The organism is Leifsonia xyli, assembly GCA_001647635.1.
In the GTDB taxonomy this organism is placed as follows: Bacteria; Actinomycetota; Actinomycetes; order Actinomycetales; family Microbacteriaceae; genus Leifsonia; species Leifsonia xyli_A.
This window is the reverse complement of the sequence record CP014761.1, coordinates 766,398-780,325: the sequence shown is the minus strand read 5'-3', so window position 1 is coordinate 780,325 and position 13,928 is coordinate 766,398. Positions and strand designations below refer to the sequence as shown.

The window sequence follows — 13,928 nt, the reverse complement described above, 5'->3', positions numbered from 1 at the left end:
CCGCTGAGAGGGGCTGGCCCGCTGGGCACCGTGAGCGTACAACTCGTGAGGCTCACGCTCGGCTGCCCCGGAGGATCCATCGTGCACCTGTCCATTCCCCTGCTCGACGCATCCTCGTGGCTGCACGCCTTCGGGCCGTGGGTGCTCGTGGGCATCGCCGTCGTCGTGTTCATCGAGTCGGGCCTCCTCTTCCCGTTCCTGCCGGGGGACTCGCTGCTGATCACCGCCGCGATCCTCGCCCCCACGCTCGGGATCCAGGTGTGGCAGATCGTCGGCGTCGCGATCGTCGCCGCCTTCCTGGGCGACCAGGCGGGCTTCTGGCTCGGGAAGCGGTTCGGGCGGCGCCTCTTCAAACCGGATGCGCGCGTGCTGAAGACAGAACGGCTCGAGGCTGCGGAGGCCTTCTTCGCCCGATACGGCGGACCGTCCCTGGTCCTCGGCCGTTTCGTGCCGTTCGTGCGCACCTACGTCCCGCTGTCCGCCGGCATCGCGAACATGCGCTACCGCCGCTTCCTGCTGTGGAACGCCCTCGGCGGCGTCAGCTGGGTGCTCGTGATGGTCCTGCTCGGGGTCCTCCTGGGCGGCATCCCGTTCATCGCGAACAACATCGACGTCCTGATGATCGTGGTCGTCGTGGTCTCCGTCGCGCCGATCGTGATCAGTGCGCTCCGGCGGCGCCGGCGTGCCCGTGCTGACGCGAAGGCCATGGAGAGTTAAACGAAAACCCCCGGCGTGACCGGGGGTTTCTCTGTGGTGGGCGATACCAGACTCGAACTGATGACCTCTTCCGTGTGAAGGAAGCGCGCTACCAACTGCGCCAATCGCCCATCTCGCAGCCAAGCGGCTGCGAGTTCCGATACTAGCCGACTCGGAGGGTCCAACGCACATCGAGGCGGGCGCGGCGGGCGACACACCCGGAGGGCGTCATCGGTTTTGTCTTGGGCGCACGGATCGGCTAGAGTCTTTCAAGTGCCGCAGGGAACTGCGGAACGAAATGCGGATGTAGCGCAGTTGGTAGCGCATCACCTTGCCAAGGTGAGGGTCGCGAGTTCGAGTCTCGTCATCCGCTCGAGTCGGCCCGGTCTTCGGATCGGGCCTCTCAGGTACGGTACGGTTTTTCCGTGTTGTGGCGTTCGGTGGATTGGCCGAGAGGCGAGGCAGCGGCCTGCAAAGCCGTATACACGGGTTCGAATCCCGTATCCACCTCGATTCTGAGCTCTTGAGTTCAGACTCGGGCGATTGGCGCAGCGGTAGCGCGCTTCCCTGACACGGAAGAGGTCACTGGTTCGATCCCAGTATCGCCCACAGAGAGAAACCCCCGGTGCGCCGGGGGTTTTCGCTTTTGGGAGACCTTATCCGCGTTGCGCGTGACTAAGGTCCTCAACGGCAACGCGCTCCGCGTGGGAGAGTTGTCGCAATGCCGCGGTTCCCGCCCACGTGATCGCAGCGATGCACGCCGACACCGCCAGAAGTACGACCAGCCAGTAGAGCGCGTGAGCGACTGTTGCCGCGAGCCACGGATGCTCCGTGTAGCTCGGCACGCCGACCCACTGGTCGGGCTCAGGCGCGAGCGCAGGGGCTACCGCCACGGCAAGCAGGCAACTCACATAACCGGCAGCGACGAGCACTATCACCACGGCTGGTAGCGCATGGCCGACAGCACCCTTATCCCGTCTCATCGAGCCCCCCTTCTCGCTGGCGGGATCATAGCGAAGGGCGCTTCGTGTCTCCCCGGTCACCAACCGCGAGGCGGCCACGAGATCTCCGGGTACGGGTAGGTTGCGTCCGGGAAGGCCCAGACGATGCCGAGGGTCGCGAGCACCGCGGCGCCGACGACACCGAGCGCGATGAAGGTCACCCAGTACGGCCGCAGGCACACAGCGGTGATGACCAGCGCGACGGGGAGCCAGCCGACGAAGACCAGCAGCGCGAGCATGAGCATGCGCACGAAGAAGTTCAGCCTGGTGATGAAGTACCAGTCGACGGCTGCCATGAGCACCAGCACCAAAACCGCGACAGCGACGAGGATGTTCGCCGCGATGGTGCGCCGGCGGAGCCGGTCCGTCTCACGCGCGACAGCGGGTCCCAGCTCCGACACCGTCATCCGATCCCCCCGATCGTCGTCCGTCAGCTCCATCTTGGCAGGCGACCTCGTTGAGAAGATCGATTGACCTCAGCTACTCGAGCTCGCCGGCGAACCGCATCAGCATCGAGTTGCGCCGTTGGAAGCCGACGGACTGGTAGAGGCGGATCGCCGACTCGCGGCCGGGCCGCGATGTGAGGTCGAGGGTCCGCAGCCCTCGCTCAGCGACTCGGCCACGCGGACATCGATCTCATCAGCCATGGCCGCAAGCTACTGATGCGTGATTCATCCATTCGGCCGGATGCGCCGGGCGATCTGCGGATAGTCGATGACGACGCCGTCCGGATCGACGGTCAACTCGCTTCGGAAGCCGCGATCGCCGCTCTCGTAGCGCACGACCGCCTGGCCGGCCTCCGGTGCGTCCGGCCCGGAACTGTAGAACTGCTCGCTGCGAACCACCGCGAGCGACGGCAGCGCCACCCAGGCCATGATGAATGCCGACTCGGCCACCGCCTGCCTGTGGGCGCCGAGCCGCAGAATCGGCATAGTGTTGGTCACCGGGCAGAGGGCGAGGTCGCAGTCGTCGGCGCCGTCGAGGGACTCCGGGTCGCCGATTCCCGGATCGTCGAGGCGCTCTCCGTTGTACGAACGGAGACCCTCCTGCGACACTTCACTCGACCATCGGCCCTCAGCGTCCCTCGTCAGGGCGAGTCTCCGAGCGAACCCGCGTCCGAACACGGCCACGATGAGCTGCGAGGTCACCCACCCCGGCCCCGTTCGCAGCGACCAGCCGACCACGTAGTCGGCGGTCCGCGAGGTGCCGAGCGCATTCAGCCGGTCCTCGCTCAGCGCGAGGGTGGCCGCCTCCACGCGCTCCGGATCCTCGTCGCCTCGCCACTCGACCAGCTTCAAGGTGTCGCTCATCCTGCCCCTCCTCGCGGCTGTTTCGAGTCGTCATGTCCACTTCTTCTCGCCGCCGAGCACCGACCTCGCAGCCCGCAGCCCGGACTGCAGCGCACCCTGGATGGACGGCGAGTCCCGGTGGTCGCCTGCGATGTGCAGGCCGGGGCCGATCCGAGCGGGGGATGGGCGCCGCATCGGCGGTGGAAGCGCGGGGAGGGCGTGCGGGATGTCGTCCCGCCGCAGGAGCTGCCACGACGACGAGGCGGCCCCGTTCAGGCGGCCGAGCTGTGCGCGCACGTCGGCCTCGCTGGCGCCGGCCCCCGCGGACCACAGGCAGGTCGCCTGCACCAGGTGCCGGCCGGGCGGCGCCGCCTCCGGGACCGTCGCCGAGATCGCCAGCGCGTTGACGATGGGCCCTTCGCGCCCACCGTCGACCGTCAGCAGAGCGGACGCCGGGGTCTCGTCGGCCGCGAACCACCACGTCTGCAGCCCGCGGGTGGAGGGCGCGGGAGCATCCACGAGTCCCTCGATGGATTCCGCACCGACGGCCACCACCACGTCGCGCGCGAGCAGGGTCTCTTCGCCGAGCGCATCCACCTCCCATCGGCCCTCGCGTCGCTGGAGCCGGTTCACGGCGCGACCTAGACGGATCTCGGCGCCGGCCTCACGGCCGCGCAGGGCGAGTTCGTTCGGGAGCGCGGCGATCCCCTCCCTGGGAAGGCCGGCCACCGCGGGAAGGAACGATCGGGCGAGCAGACGCACGTACGTGTCGGATGTCGATTCCGACGCGTCGGCGAGGACGCCCGCGAAGAAGGGGGACAGCACCTGGGTGCGGAGCGGCCCGGTGAGACCGGCGGCGTCCCAGCCGGCGGCGAGGGAGCGGTCCGGGCCGGCCACGGTGGCGCGCGGCCGGAGAAGGAGCGGGCCGAGCCAGCGGGCCAGTCCCAGCAGGTCGCGCGCGCCCAGCAGGCCGCTGGCGAGGGTGGCCGGAAGCAGGCCCGGATGCCGGATGGGATGCGCGAGCGTCGCCATCGAGCCGTCCGGTCGGCGCACCCGGACCGCGGTCGGGAAGGCCGCGATGGAGAGGCTGTCGACCTCCACCGCAGCGCGGACAGCGGGATAGGCGGGGTTCAGAACGTGGAACCCCCGGTCGAGCGTGAAGCCATCGACGCGGTCGCTTCGCTGGCGGCCGCCGACGCGGTCCCCGGCGTCGAGCACGATCACCTCGCGCCCATGCTCCGCGAGCTCGGCGGCGCACCGCAGGCCCGCCAAGCCGGCGCCGATCACCACCACGTCATGCGTGCGCATGTGCCGAGTGTAGGAGCCCATCGTCACATCCCCGCGGCGGCCCGCGCCTCCGACGCCGCGCGCCGCCGCGCTCGGTGGACCCGATACTCATGAGCACCAGCGTCACGACGAAGGTGCGGTCGAGAAAGGATCGGGAGGGCGTCACAACCCGCACCGTACGCGCACGTCGCGACGCCTGAGCGTTTTCTCAGAGTGAACTTCTTGGTCCGCCCCCATCCGGGGTTGTTGGATCGAAGGGCGCCGACCAGCGCGCATCCCGCATCGATGAAAGGACATCATGCGCACCACTTCGAGAACCATCAGGGCCGCAGCCGTCACCGCCGGCGCGGCCCTTCTCTTTGCCGCGGCGGCCGCGACGCCGGCCGCAGCAGCCCCGGGCAGGAACGCCCTGCCCGGGAGTCAGCCCGCGTGGGCGAACGCCAAGGCGCTCCGCTCCGCCGCCCCCGCCGGGGACCCGGTCGACATCCGCGTGTACCTGCCATGGCGCAACGCCGACACCGCAGCCGCGACCGCGCTCGCGGTCTCGACGCCCGGCTCCTCGTCGTACCGGAAGTACCTCACCCCGCAGGCCTTCCGCCAGCAGTTCGCGCCGAGCCAGTCGAGCGTGGTCGCGGTGCAGCAGTTCCTGCGCGGCGCGGGCTTCAGCATCGTCGACACCCCCTCCAACAACCGGTACGTCTCGGCCGAGGGCACCGTCGCCCAGGCGCAGAGGGCATTCGGTGTGACCCTCGGCGAATACAGCGCCTACGGCACGACGCTGCGGGCTCCGGAGTCGGCGGTCAGCGTCCCGTCGTCGCTGGCCGGCATCGTGGAGAGCGTCGCCGGTCTCGACCAGGGCGCGTCGCTCATCCAGCCGACGAACACCACCGGCAACGGCAACGCGCCGAAGCAGAACCACGGCGCCCCGTCGGTCGGCTTCCGCGCCGGGCAGCCGTGCTCGCTCTGGTACGGCGAGAAGACTGTCTCCATGCCGAACGCCCCGGCATACGGGACGACCACCAAGCCGATCGCGCCATGCGGGTACACGCCGGCCCAGGTGCGCGGGTTGTACGGCCTCGATCAGGTCGCCGCGGACGGCAGCGGCCAGACGGTCGCGTTCGTCGGGGCCAACGCGAGCCCGACCCTGGTCCAGGATGTGACGAAGTACAGCAGCCTGCACAACCTGCCGGCTCCGAAGATCACGCAGCTCGTGGCACCCGGTGTGTACAAGCACCCGGACACCCCGCAGCAGGTGCCCGGCGACTACTACGGCGAGGAGACCCTGGACGCGGAGGCCATCCACACGACGGCTCCCGGCGCAGACCTCCTCTACGTCGCATCGGCGAACGCACGTCAGGACTTCGACGCGTCCGTCAACCACATCGTCGACAAGCACCTCGCGAGCATCCTCTCGATCAGCTACGGGTTCGCCGGTGAGGCGGTGCCGCAAGGCTTCGTGAACAGCCTCAACAACACGTTCATCGAGGCCGCGGCCACCGGTGTCGGCGTGTTCGTCTCCAGCGGCGACGACGGGGATGAAGTGGGCAACTTCGGCACGCCGACGGTCGACTTCTACGCGGACAGCCCGTTCGTCACCGCGGTCGGCGGATCCTCGGCATCCGTGGTTCCCACCGGCGCCGCTCCGGCGCTCGGCTACGCCGCGATCGACGACCCGGCCTCGCCGCTGAACAACAGCGGGTGGAAGCGGTCGTTCGAGGTCGGCTGGCAGACGGGCCTCGACCCGGTGAACCCGACGCCCACGGATCACATCTCCAGCGCGCCCTACGTGCTGAACGGCACCTTCGCAGCACCGCTGCCCGGCACCTTCAACGGCGGCGGGGGAGGCGGCGTGAGCCGTCTGTTCGCGCAGCCCGCCTACCAGGCGGCCGCCGTGGGCTCCGCGTCGGGACGCCTGGTTCCGGACATCAGCGCCCTCGCCGACCCGAACACCGGCCTGCTGGTCGGCCAGACGCAGACGTTCAGCAACGGGACGTACTACGACGAGTACCGCATCGGCGGCACCTCGGTCGCCGCCCCGCTGACCGCGGGCATCGCGGCCGTGGCCAACCAGGTCGCCGGGGCTCCGCTCGGGTTCCTCAACCCGCGGATCTACGCGGCGTACACGGCCGGCGGCTCGGCGTTCTACGACGTCGACCAGGCCGACCGGTTCGGGACGGGCGTGAACGCGCCGCTCCCGTCGGTGCTGCGGGTCAACTACGTCGACAGCGAGAGCGCTGCGGGCGGACTGAGCTACAGCCTGCGGACGCAGGAGTCGCCCAGCCAGACCCTCCACAGTACGAAGGGCTACGACACGGCGACCGGAGTCGGGACGCCCAATGGCCCGGCGTTCTTCGCCGGACTCACCAAGTAGCGCTCACCGCGTAGCGCACGACACGAGGGCCGTGCCTCCCATCCATCAGGCGGGGGACACGGCCCTCGGTGTGTCGTCCGACCTCAGCCGACGAAGCAGACGCCGAGCGAGTTCACGTCGGCGGTCAGCGCGTCGGTGCCGCCCACGACCTTCATCGACGTGGTGCCGAGGCGGACCAGCTGGTCGCCCACGGTGCGCGGGACGCAGCCGCTGTTGCTGAGCAGGAGCGGCTTGGGCACCGAGCCCGCGGCTGCGGCGGCGACGAGGGCGTCGGGCCAGTTCACGCCGGACGCGATGTACACGTTCTGGCCGGCGTTCGCGCCGAAGGCGGTGGCGGTGATCTGGGTGCTGGTCTCGAAGCGGGACGAGCCGCCGATCCGGGTGACCGCGATGCCGGCGGACTGCGCGCCCTGGGCCCACAGCGGGGACACCACGCTGGTGCCGCCGACGATCGTCACCTGCTTGATCGAGCGGGATGCGAGGAACGCCTGCGTTCCGGCGTCCAGGTTCGGGGTCCCGACGAGGAGGAGCGGTGCGCCCAGCTTGGCGGCGACCGGGCCGGCCGAGAGGGCGTCGGCGAACCCGAAGCCGCTCGCCACGTACGCCTTCGTGGCGTTCGGGAAGGCGTAGGCCGCGATCCGCTGCGCCGTCTCGTAGCGGTCGCTTCCGCCCAGGCGGGTGACCGGCGCGATGGCGTTGAGCTGCGCGACGGCGGTGTCGCCGACCGCGTTCGGGCCGCCGACGACCACGATCTTCTGCGGCTTCAGGCGCTGGACCTCGGTCAGGGTGGCGGACGGGACGCTGGAGTTCGTCGTCAGCAGCACCGGTCCACGCTGGGCCGCGGCGGCGGGGGCGGCGGCGAGGGCGTCAGGGTAGTCGAGGCCGGAGGCGACGTAGACGACCGGGACGCCCGCGGTCGGGTAGCGGTCCTGCGAGATCGCCACGGCGGTGGCGAAGCGGTCCGAACCGGTGAGGCGCTGCGCCGTCGGAGCGGTCGCCGTCGCGGCGGAGATGAACGCGGTCTTGCAGCCGAGCGAGCTGTTGCCCGCGCGGTCGCCGGGCAGGGCGACGACGGTGATGCACGCTCCGTACTGCCCGTATCCGGCCCAGGGGGTCGAGATCGAGAAGCCGTGGGTGCCGCCCGCGGCGGGGTAGGCGGCTCCCACATCCGGACGCGACAGGTTCGCGGTGCCGGTGGTCGTGGTGTTCCCCGCGGGCGTGCTCCAGGAGACCTGGATCTGGACGGCCGCCGCGAGGTTCGTCAGGTCGAACGCCCATCCCGTCACGCTGAACGGCTGGCCGGAGGTGACGGTCGCGGTGTCGTACGCGCCGATCGGCGGGTGGCTGTTCGCGCCGAAGGCGAAGGCCTGCAGCTGGGCGTAGTTGCCGTTGAAGATGTCCTGGTCACCCGCGAAGACGCCGGAGCTGGCGTACTGCCACATGGTCCAGTTCAGCCAGCTGGCCGGCAGCGCACCCGGGGTGGTCGTGCCGTAGCGGGCGACGAACAGCGGGTAGGCGCCGAACGTGTTGTTGGAGCCGGTGCACTGGTTCCACCAGTTGGCGGTCGAGTAGATCGCCGGCTCGATGCCGGTGAGCGCCTTCATGGTGCCGACGAAGTCGCGGATCCACTGGCTCATCGCCGCGGGGGAGAGACCCCAGCAGGTGCCGCTGCCGTCGGTCGCGTACTCGATGTCGAGCAGCGGCGGGAGCGTGCGGCCGTCCGGCGCCCACGTGCCGCCGTGCGCGACGAAGTAGCGGGCTTGAGTCGCGCCGTCGGTCGTGTTCGGCGTGGCGAAGTGGTAGGCGCCGCGGATCATGCCGACGCTGGTCGCCCCGGCCCACTGCGACGGGAAGTGCGAGCTGACGTAGTCGGTGCTCTCGCTCGACTTGATGTAGACGAAGCGGGCGCCGTTGGCCCACATCGCGTTCCAGTCGACCGTCGGCTGCCAGCCGCTGACGTCCATGCCGAGGATGCCGCCCACGCCGAGCGCCGCCTTCGGCGTGATGGTGCGGGCTCCGGCCGCCGGGCCCTCGACCGCCTCGATGGTGGAGCCCATCGCGTGGTCCCCCGCGGCGTCCTGGACGGCGAGGCTGGGGTCCGCCGCGGGCGTCGACGTCGACGGCGCGGGAGAGGAGGGGGCCGTCGGCTCAGCGGACGCGGCCGGGTCTGCGGGCGCGGTCGGCTCCGCGGTGGGGGCCGGCGTGCTGGTGGCTGTGGGAGTCGGCTCCGGTTCCGGCGTGGCAGCCAGAGCGGGAGAGGCTCCGATGAGGGACAGGAGCAGCGCTCCGGTCGTCGCAAGGGTACCGATTCTCATGATGGACATCCGCTCGTGTGGGGGAGGTAGTGGTGTCCAGTCGGTCGGGTCCGTCCGGATGCAGTCGGGCAGGGCAGTACGGGCAGTCTACGACGAGGTCCTATACGCGCGCATGCACCCTTATGGGCCACAAGAGGTGTCGCGCTCCGGCACCCGGCTAGAGTTGGAGGGTTCCCTGATGACCAGAACCCTAGGAGTGGACAGGTGGCCGACGGCTTCGAGCTCTTCACCGACCGTTCCGTTGTCGCGATGCGCGTCAACGGCGAGCTGAAGGACCTCGCGACCACCGTCACGACGACCGACGAGGTCGAGCCCGTCACCATCGACTCTCCCGACGGCCTCAACATCCTGCGTCATTCCACCGCGCACGTCCTCGCGCAGGCGGTCCAGGCGATCAATCCGGAGGCGAAGCTCGGCATCGGCCCGCCCATCACCGACGGCTTCTACTACGACTTCGACGTGCTCGAGGCGTTCACCCCGGAGGACCTGAAGGCGCTCGAGAAGGAGATGCAGCGCATCCAGCGCGCGGGCCAGCGGTTCGTCCGCCGCGTCGTTTCCGACGACGAGGCGCGCGCCGAGCTGGCGGACGAGCCGTACAAGCTCGAGCTGATCGGGCTCAAGGGCGGCGCGCAGCACGGCGACACGGCCGCATTCGACGAGAGCGAGAGCGTCGAGGTCGGCGGCGGCGAGCTGACGATCTACGACAACGTCGACCCGAAGACGGGCGAGACGGTGTGGAAGGACCTCTGCCGCGGTCCGCACCTCCCGAACACCCGCATGATCGGCAACGGCTGGGCGCTCACCCGCGTCGCCGCCGCCTACTGGCGCGGCAACGAGAAGAACAAGCAGCTGCAGCGCATCTACGGCACGGCGTGGCCGAGCAAGGACGAGCTGCGCGCCTACCAGACCCGCATGGAGGAGGCCGCCAAGCGCGACCACCGCAAGCTCGGCGCCGAGCTCGACCTGTTCTCCTTCCCCGACGAGATCGGCTCGGGCCTGGCGGTGTTCCACCCCAAGGGCGGGATCATCCGCAAGGAGATCGAGGACTACATGCGCGATCGCCTGATCGCGAACGGCTACGAGCTGGTGAACACCCCGCACATCACCAAGGCGCACCTCTTCGAGACCAGCCAGCACCTCAACTGGTACAAGGAGGGCATGTTCCCTCCCATGCACCTGGATGAGGAGCGGGACGCCGACGGCAACATCACCCGGCAGGGGCAGGACTACTACCTCAAGCCGATGAACTGCCCGATGCACAACCTGATCTACCGGGCGCGGGGCCGCAGCTACCGCGAGCTCCCGCTCCGCCTGTCGGAGTTCGGCACCGTGTACCGCTACGAGAAGTCGGGCACCCTGTCCGGCCTCACCCGCGTCCGCGGCCTGACGCAGGACGACGCGCACATCTACGTGACCGAGGACCAGATCAAGGACGAGGTCGCCCGGCAGCTGGAGTTCGTGCTCGAGACCCTGCGCGGCTACGGCCTCACCGACTTCTACCTGGAGCTGTCCACGAAGGACCCGGACAAGTACGTCGGCAGCGACGAGTCGTGGGAGACCGCGACCGAGACCCTGCGGCAGGTCGCGATCGAGTCTGGTCTCGAGCTGGTCGCCGACCCGGGCGGGGCGGCGTTCTACGGCCCGAAGATCTCGGTGCAGGCGCGCGACGCGATCGGCCGCACCTGGCAGCTGTCCACCGTGCAGCTCGACTTCAACCAGCCGGAGCTGTTCCAGCTCGAGTACAACGCCGCCGACGGCACGCGCAAGCAGCCGGCGATGATCCACCGGGCGCTCCTCGGCTCGATCGAGCGGTTCTTCGCCATCCTGCTGGAGCACTACGCCGGGGCGTTCCCGGTGTGGCTGTCGCCGGTGCAGGTGGTCGGCATCCCGGTCGCGGACCAGTACGCGCCCTTCCTCGACGACGTGATCGCGCGGCTCCGGGCCCGCGGTGTGCGCGCCGAGGTCGACCACTCCGACGACCGCATGCAGAAGAAGATCCGCACGCACACCAAGGCCAAGGTGCCGTTCCAGCTGATCGTCGGCGAGGAGGATGCGGCGGCGGGCACGGTCAGCTTCCGCTTCCGCGACGGCACGCAGCGCAACGGCGTGACGGTCGACGAGGCGATCGAGCGCATCGTCGAGAGCATCCGCAGCCACGAGCTGGTCGACACCGCATGGCACGACTGAATCTCGACTCGTACGACGACGGCGCCGGCGCGGACGGGGCCGATGCTCCCGTCCGCGTCGACGACCCGTCCTACCTGGTCGGGGTGCCGGACGAATTCCAGCGGCTGTGGACCCCGCACCGGATGGTCTACATCCAGCAGGGCGACCCGGGCCACGACGACTGCCCGTTCTGCGTCGCGCCGAGCATGAGCGACGAAGACGCGCTGATCGTCGCACGAGGCACGCACGCCTACGCGCTGCTGAACCTCTTCCCGTACAACAGCGGTCACCTGCTGGTCGTCCCGTACCGGCACATCGCGCTGTACGACGAGGCGACGCAGGAGGAGGTCGCCGAGATCGGGAGCATCACCCAGACGGCGATGCGCGTCATCCGCGAGGTGTCGCACAACGACGGGTTCAACATCGGCATGAACCAGGGCGCGGTCGCCGGCGCCGGCATCGCGGCGCACCTGCACCAGCACATCGTGCCGCGGTGGGCGCAGGACGCGAACTTCTTCCCGATCATCGCCCGCACCAAGGCGCTTCCCCAGCTTCTCGGCGACGTCCGTCAGGCGATCGCGGACGCCTGGCCGAAGGCCTAGCGGACCTTCGTCACCGCGAACTGCTCACGCGGGTGGGCATACGACTCCTGCGACTCCACGAGCTGCAGCTCCCGCTCGCCCGACTCCAGCGTGCGGGTGAGGAGGTCGAACACGCTCGACACGGTCTTGCGCAGCGCCAGCTCCGCGTCGCCGGTGCGGACGTAGTGCGCAGTGAAGAGCGCAGCCGTCACGTCGCCCGAGCCGTTGGCCTTCATGGGGAGGCGCGGCGTCTGAACGAGCCACGCGCCGGCGTCGTCCACGGCCAGCATCTCGATCGTGTCGGCCGGGGCGTCCGGACGCTCGACGCTGGTCACGAGGACGGTGCGCGGGCCCATCGCGCGGGCCGCATCCACCGACTCCAGCGTCGACTCCAGCGTGTCCGGCGACGTCTCGGTGAGGAACCCGAGCTCGAACTGGTTCGGCGTGATGATGTCGGCGACCGGAACCACGCGCTCGCGCAGGAGAACCGGGATGGCCGGCGCGACGAAGCAGCCCGACTTCGCGTTGCCCATGACCGGGTCGCAGGCGTAGACGGCGTTCGGGTTGGCGGCCTTGACGCGCGCGACCGCGTCGATGATCACGTCGCCGATGCCCTCGCTGCCCTGGTAGCCGGACAGCACCGCGTCGATCTGACCGAGCACGCCGCGCTCCTCGATCCCCGTGATCACGTCGCGGACGTCGTCCGGGGCGATCAGCGGCCCGCGCCACGCGCCGTAGCCGGTGTGGTTGGAGAAGTTGACCGTGTAGACGGGCAGCACCTCGACGCCGATGCGCTGCAGCGGGAAGACGGCGGCGGAGTTGCCGACGTGACCGTAGGCGACCGCGGACTGGATCGAGAGGATCTTCATCCCTCGATCCTCTCATCTCACGCGGACGTCACTTCGCGGCGTCGGCCAGGTCGGCGACCAGGCGTTCGGTCTCGTCCTCGTCGAGGTCGTGCACCGTCAGCCGCAGGTGGCGGGAAGGCGCGGGATGCTCGCCGAGCACGAACTCGTCGCCGGTGCGCGCGAGCCACCCGCGGCGCATCAGCTTGTCGGCGACGACCCGCGCCTCGACCGGCAGCTCGACCCACAGGTTGAGGCCGTCACCGGCCTCGGTCGGCAGCCCGCGATCGGTCAGGCGTGCGGCGAAGGCGGCGTTGCGCTCGGCGTAGTGGCGGCCGGCCTCCTCCACCTGAGCGAGCACGGCGTCGTCCGTCAGCTGCGCGAGCACGAGGCGCTGCAGGATGTGGCTGACCCACGTCGTGCCGGGGGAGAGGCGGAACGCGAGGCGGTCGGCCGTCTCGGGGTCCGTCGCCGCGACGGCCAGGCACATGTCCGGCCCGAGCGACTTCGACACCGAGCGGACCAGCGCGTACCGCCGGTGCTCGGGCCCGATCAGGGTCTCGTAGGGACGCTGCGACAGCATCGAGAAGTGGTCGTCCTCGATCACCAGCACGTACGGATGGTCGGCCAGCACCGCGCGCAGTGCAGCGGCTCGGGCGGGGGAGAGCGTCGCCCCGGTCGGGTTCTGCGCACGAGGGGTGCAGATCACCGCGCGGACGCCCGCGTCGAGCGCGGCGTGCAGCCCTTCGACGGTCATGCCCTCCGCATCCACCGGCACGGGAACGGCGCGGTAGCCGCCGAGCCGGACGGTGTGGATGCTCGCCAGGAAGCACGGGTCCTCCAACGCCACAGCGTCGTCGCGGAGCAGGGCCTGCGCGAGCAGCCGCTCGACCGCATCCACCGCCCCGTTGGTGACCGTGATGCGCACCGGGCGGTCGGGGAGGTCGGCGCTGACCCACACCAGCGCGCGCTCTTCGAAGGCCGGGTCGATGACCGGCTCGCCGTAGAGCACCGGTCGCCCGACAGCGGTCGCGAGGGCGCCCGTGAGGTCGGGGATGCGCGCGGGGTCGGGGTTGCCCGTGCCGATGTCGCGCAGGATGCTGTCGGCCGCGTAGCCCTCCTGCGCCACCGCGGTGACGCCGGCGACGACGGTGCCGGCGCGGCCCCGTGCGGTGACGACGCCGGCCTGTGCGAGCAGGCGGTAGGCGGCCACGGCGGTGTTGCGGTTGACGCCGAGTTGCGCGGCGAGCTCGCGGACGGGAGGCAGGGCGTCGCCGGTCCGCAGCGCGCCGCGTTCGTGCAGCGCGCGCACGCTCGCCGCGATCTCGGACGCCGTGGCGCCCGTGATGGTCTGCTGGTCCATGTCCCTCCCGAGGA

11 protein-coding genes and 4 tRNA genes are annotated in these 13,928 nt (G+C 70.3%); 7 read left to right on the top strand and 8 right to left on the bottom strand.

Annotated elements, in window-relative coordinates:
• Window positions 1-81: 81 nt before the first annotated feature.
• Window positions 82-717, top strand: coding sequence for an alkaline phosphatase (locus A0130_03905; protein ID ANF30937.1), 636 nt, complete (start codon window positions 82-84; stop codon window positions 715-717).
• Window positions 718-751: 34 nt separating this feature from the next.
• Here the strand turns inward: A0130_03905 and A0130_03900 are convergent.
• A tRNA-Val gene (locus tag A0130_03900) sits at window positions 752-827 on the bottom strand.
• A 169-nt stretch (window positions 828-996) separates the two neighbouring features.
• On the opposite strand from A0130_03900, the gene A0130_03895 reads away from it, so the two are divergent.
• The 3 genes from A0130_03895 (at window position 997) to A0130_03885 (ending at window position 1,305) form a co-directional block, all read left to right on the top strand.
• A tRNA-Gly gene (locus A0130_03895) sits at window positions 997-1,072 on the top strand.
• 63 nt (window positions 1,073-1,135) lie between these two features.
• A tRNA-Cys gene (locus A0130_03890) sits at window positions 1,136-1,209 on the top strand.
• A gap of 24 nt (window positions 1,210-1,233) precedes the next feature.
• Window positions 1,234-1,305 (top strand) — tRNA-Val (locus A0130_03885).
• A gap of 47 nt (window positions 1,306-1,352) precedes the next feature.
• Here A0130_03885 and A0130_03880 read toward each other — a convergent pair.
• The 4 genes from A0130_03880 to A0130_03865 form a co-directional block, all read right to left on the bottom strand.
• Complete coding sequence (locus A0130_03880) at window positions 1,353-1,757, bottom strand: hypothetical protein (protein ID ANF30936.1); 405 nt, start codon at window positions 1,755-1,757, stop codon at window positions 1,353-1,355.
• Window positions 1,736-2,104: a hypothetical protein gene (locus tag A0130_03875; protein ID ANF33282.1), complete on the bottom strand. Its 369-nt coding sequence runs from the start codon at window positions 2,102-2,104 to the stop codon at window positions 1,736-1,738. The genes A0130_03880 and A0130_03875 overlap by 22 nt, the downstream gene beginning before the upstream one ends.
• A gap of 264 nt (window positions 2,105-2,368) precedes the next feature.
• Entirely contained in the window at window positions 2,369-3,007 is a 639-nt protein-coding gene (locus A0130_03870; GenBank protein ANF30935.1) for a hypothetical protein, read from the bottom strand.
• A 30-nt stretch (window positions 3,008-3,037) separates the two neighbouring features.
• On the bottom strand, window positions 3,038-4,294 hold the full coding sequence (locus A0130_03865) for a phytoene dehydrogenase (GenBank protein ANF30934.1): 1,257 nt from the start codon (window positions 4,292-4,294) through the stop codon (window positions 3,038-3,040).
• Between the two features lie 277 nt (window positions 4,295-4,571).
• Between A0130_03865 and A0130_03860 the strand changes: the two genes are divergently transcribed.
• A complete protein-coding gene (locus A0130_03860; GenBank protein ANF30933.1) occupies window positions 4,572-6,644 on the top strand; it encodes a hypothetical protein in 2,073 nt (690 codons plus the stop codon).
• 83 nt (window positions 6,645-6,727) lie between these two features.
• On the opposite strand, the gene A0130_03855 is transcribed toward A0130_03860, so the two are convergent.
• Window positions 6,728-8,968, bottom strand: a complete 2,241-nt coding sequence (locus tag A0130_03855) for a hypothetical protein (GenBank protein ANF30932.1) — start codon at window positions 8,966-8,968, stop codon at window positions 6,728-6,730.
• 195 nt (window positions 8,969-9,163) lie between these two features.
• Here A0130_03855 and thrS point away from each other — a divergent pair, with 195 nt between their 5' ends.
• Window positions 9,164-11,146 carry a threonine--tRNA ligase gene (gene thrS, locus A0130_03850; GenBank protein ANF30931.1) on the top strand — a complete coding sequence of 661 codons (1,983 nt, stop codon included), beginning with the start codon at window positions 9,164-9,166 and terminating at the stop codon, window positions 11,144-11,146.
• Complete coding sequence (locus A0130_03845) at window positions 11,134-11,727, top strand: HIT family hydrolase (protein ID ANF30930.1); 594 nt, start codon at window positions 11,134-11,136, stop codon at window positions 11,725-11,727. The genes thrS and A0130_03845 overlap by 13 nt, the downstream gene beginning before the upstream one ends.
• Here the strand turns inward: A0130_03845 and A0130_03840 are convergent.
• The gene (locus A0130_03840) at window positions 11,724-12,575 is read right to left on the bottom strand and encodes a pyridoxal kinase (GenBank protein ANF30929.1); all 852 of its coding nucleotides are present in this window, start codon (window positions 12,573-12,575) and stop codon (window positions 11,724-11,726) included. The two genes, A0130_03845 and A0130_03840, sit on opposite strands and share 4 nt — an antisense overlap.
• Before the next feature lie 28 nt (window positions 12,576-12,603).
• Window positions 12,604-13,914, bottom strand: coding sequence for a transcriptional regulator PtsJ (locus tag A0130_03835; GenBank protein ID ANF30928.1), 1,311 nt, complete (start codon window positions 13,912-13,914; stop codon window positions 12,604-12,606).
• Window positions 13,915-13,928: the final 14 nt, after the last annotated feature.

What these genes read in the sequence shown, in the direction of transcription:
- A0130_03860 (ANF30933.1), top strand. Translation starts at nt 4,572, where the DNA reads ATGCGCACCACTTCGAGAACCATCAGGGCCGCAGCCGTCACCGCCGGC.
- A0130_03845 (ANF30930.1), top strand. Translation starts at nt 11,134, where the DNA reads ATGGCACGACTGAATCTCGACTCGTACGACGACGGCGCCGGCGCGGAC.
- A0130_03870 (ANF30935.1), bottom strand. Translation starts at nt 3,007, where the DNA reads ATGAGCGACACCTTGAAGCTGGTCGAGTGGCGAGGCGACGAGGATCCG.
- A0130_03855 (ANF30932.1), bottom strand. Translation starts at nt 8,968, where the DNA reads ATGTCCATCATGAGAATCGGTACCCTTGCGACGACCGGAGCGCTGCTC.
- A0130_03835 (ANF30928.1), bottom strand. Translation starts at nt 13,914, where the DNA reads ATGGACCAGCAGACCATCACGGGCGCCACGGCGTCCGAGATCGCGGCG.
- A0130_03840 (ANF30929.1), bottom strand. Translation starts at nt 12,575, where the DNA reads ATGAAGATCCTCTCGATCCAGTCCGCGGTCGCCTACGGTCACGTCGGC.
- A0130_03865 (ANF30934.1), bottom strand. Translation starts at nt 4,294, where the DNA reads ATGCGCACGCATGACGTGGTGGTGATCGGCGCCGGCTTGGCGGGCCTG.
- A0130_03875 (ANF33282.1), bottom strand. Translation starts at nt 2,104, where the DNA reads ATGACGGTGTCGGAGCTGGGACCCGCTGTCGCGCGTGAGACGGACCGG.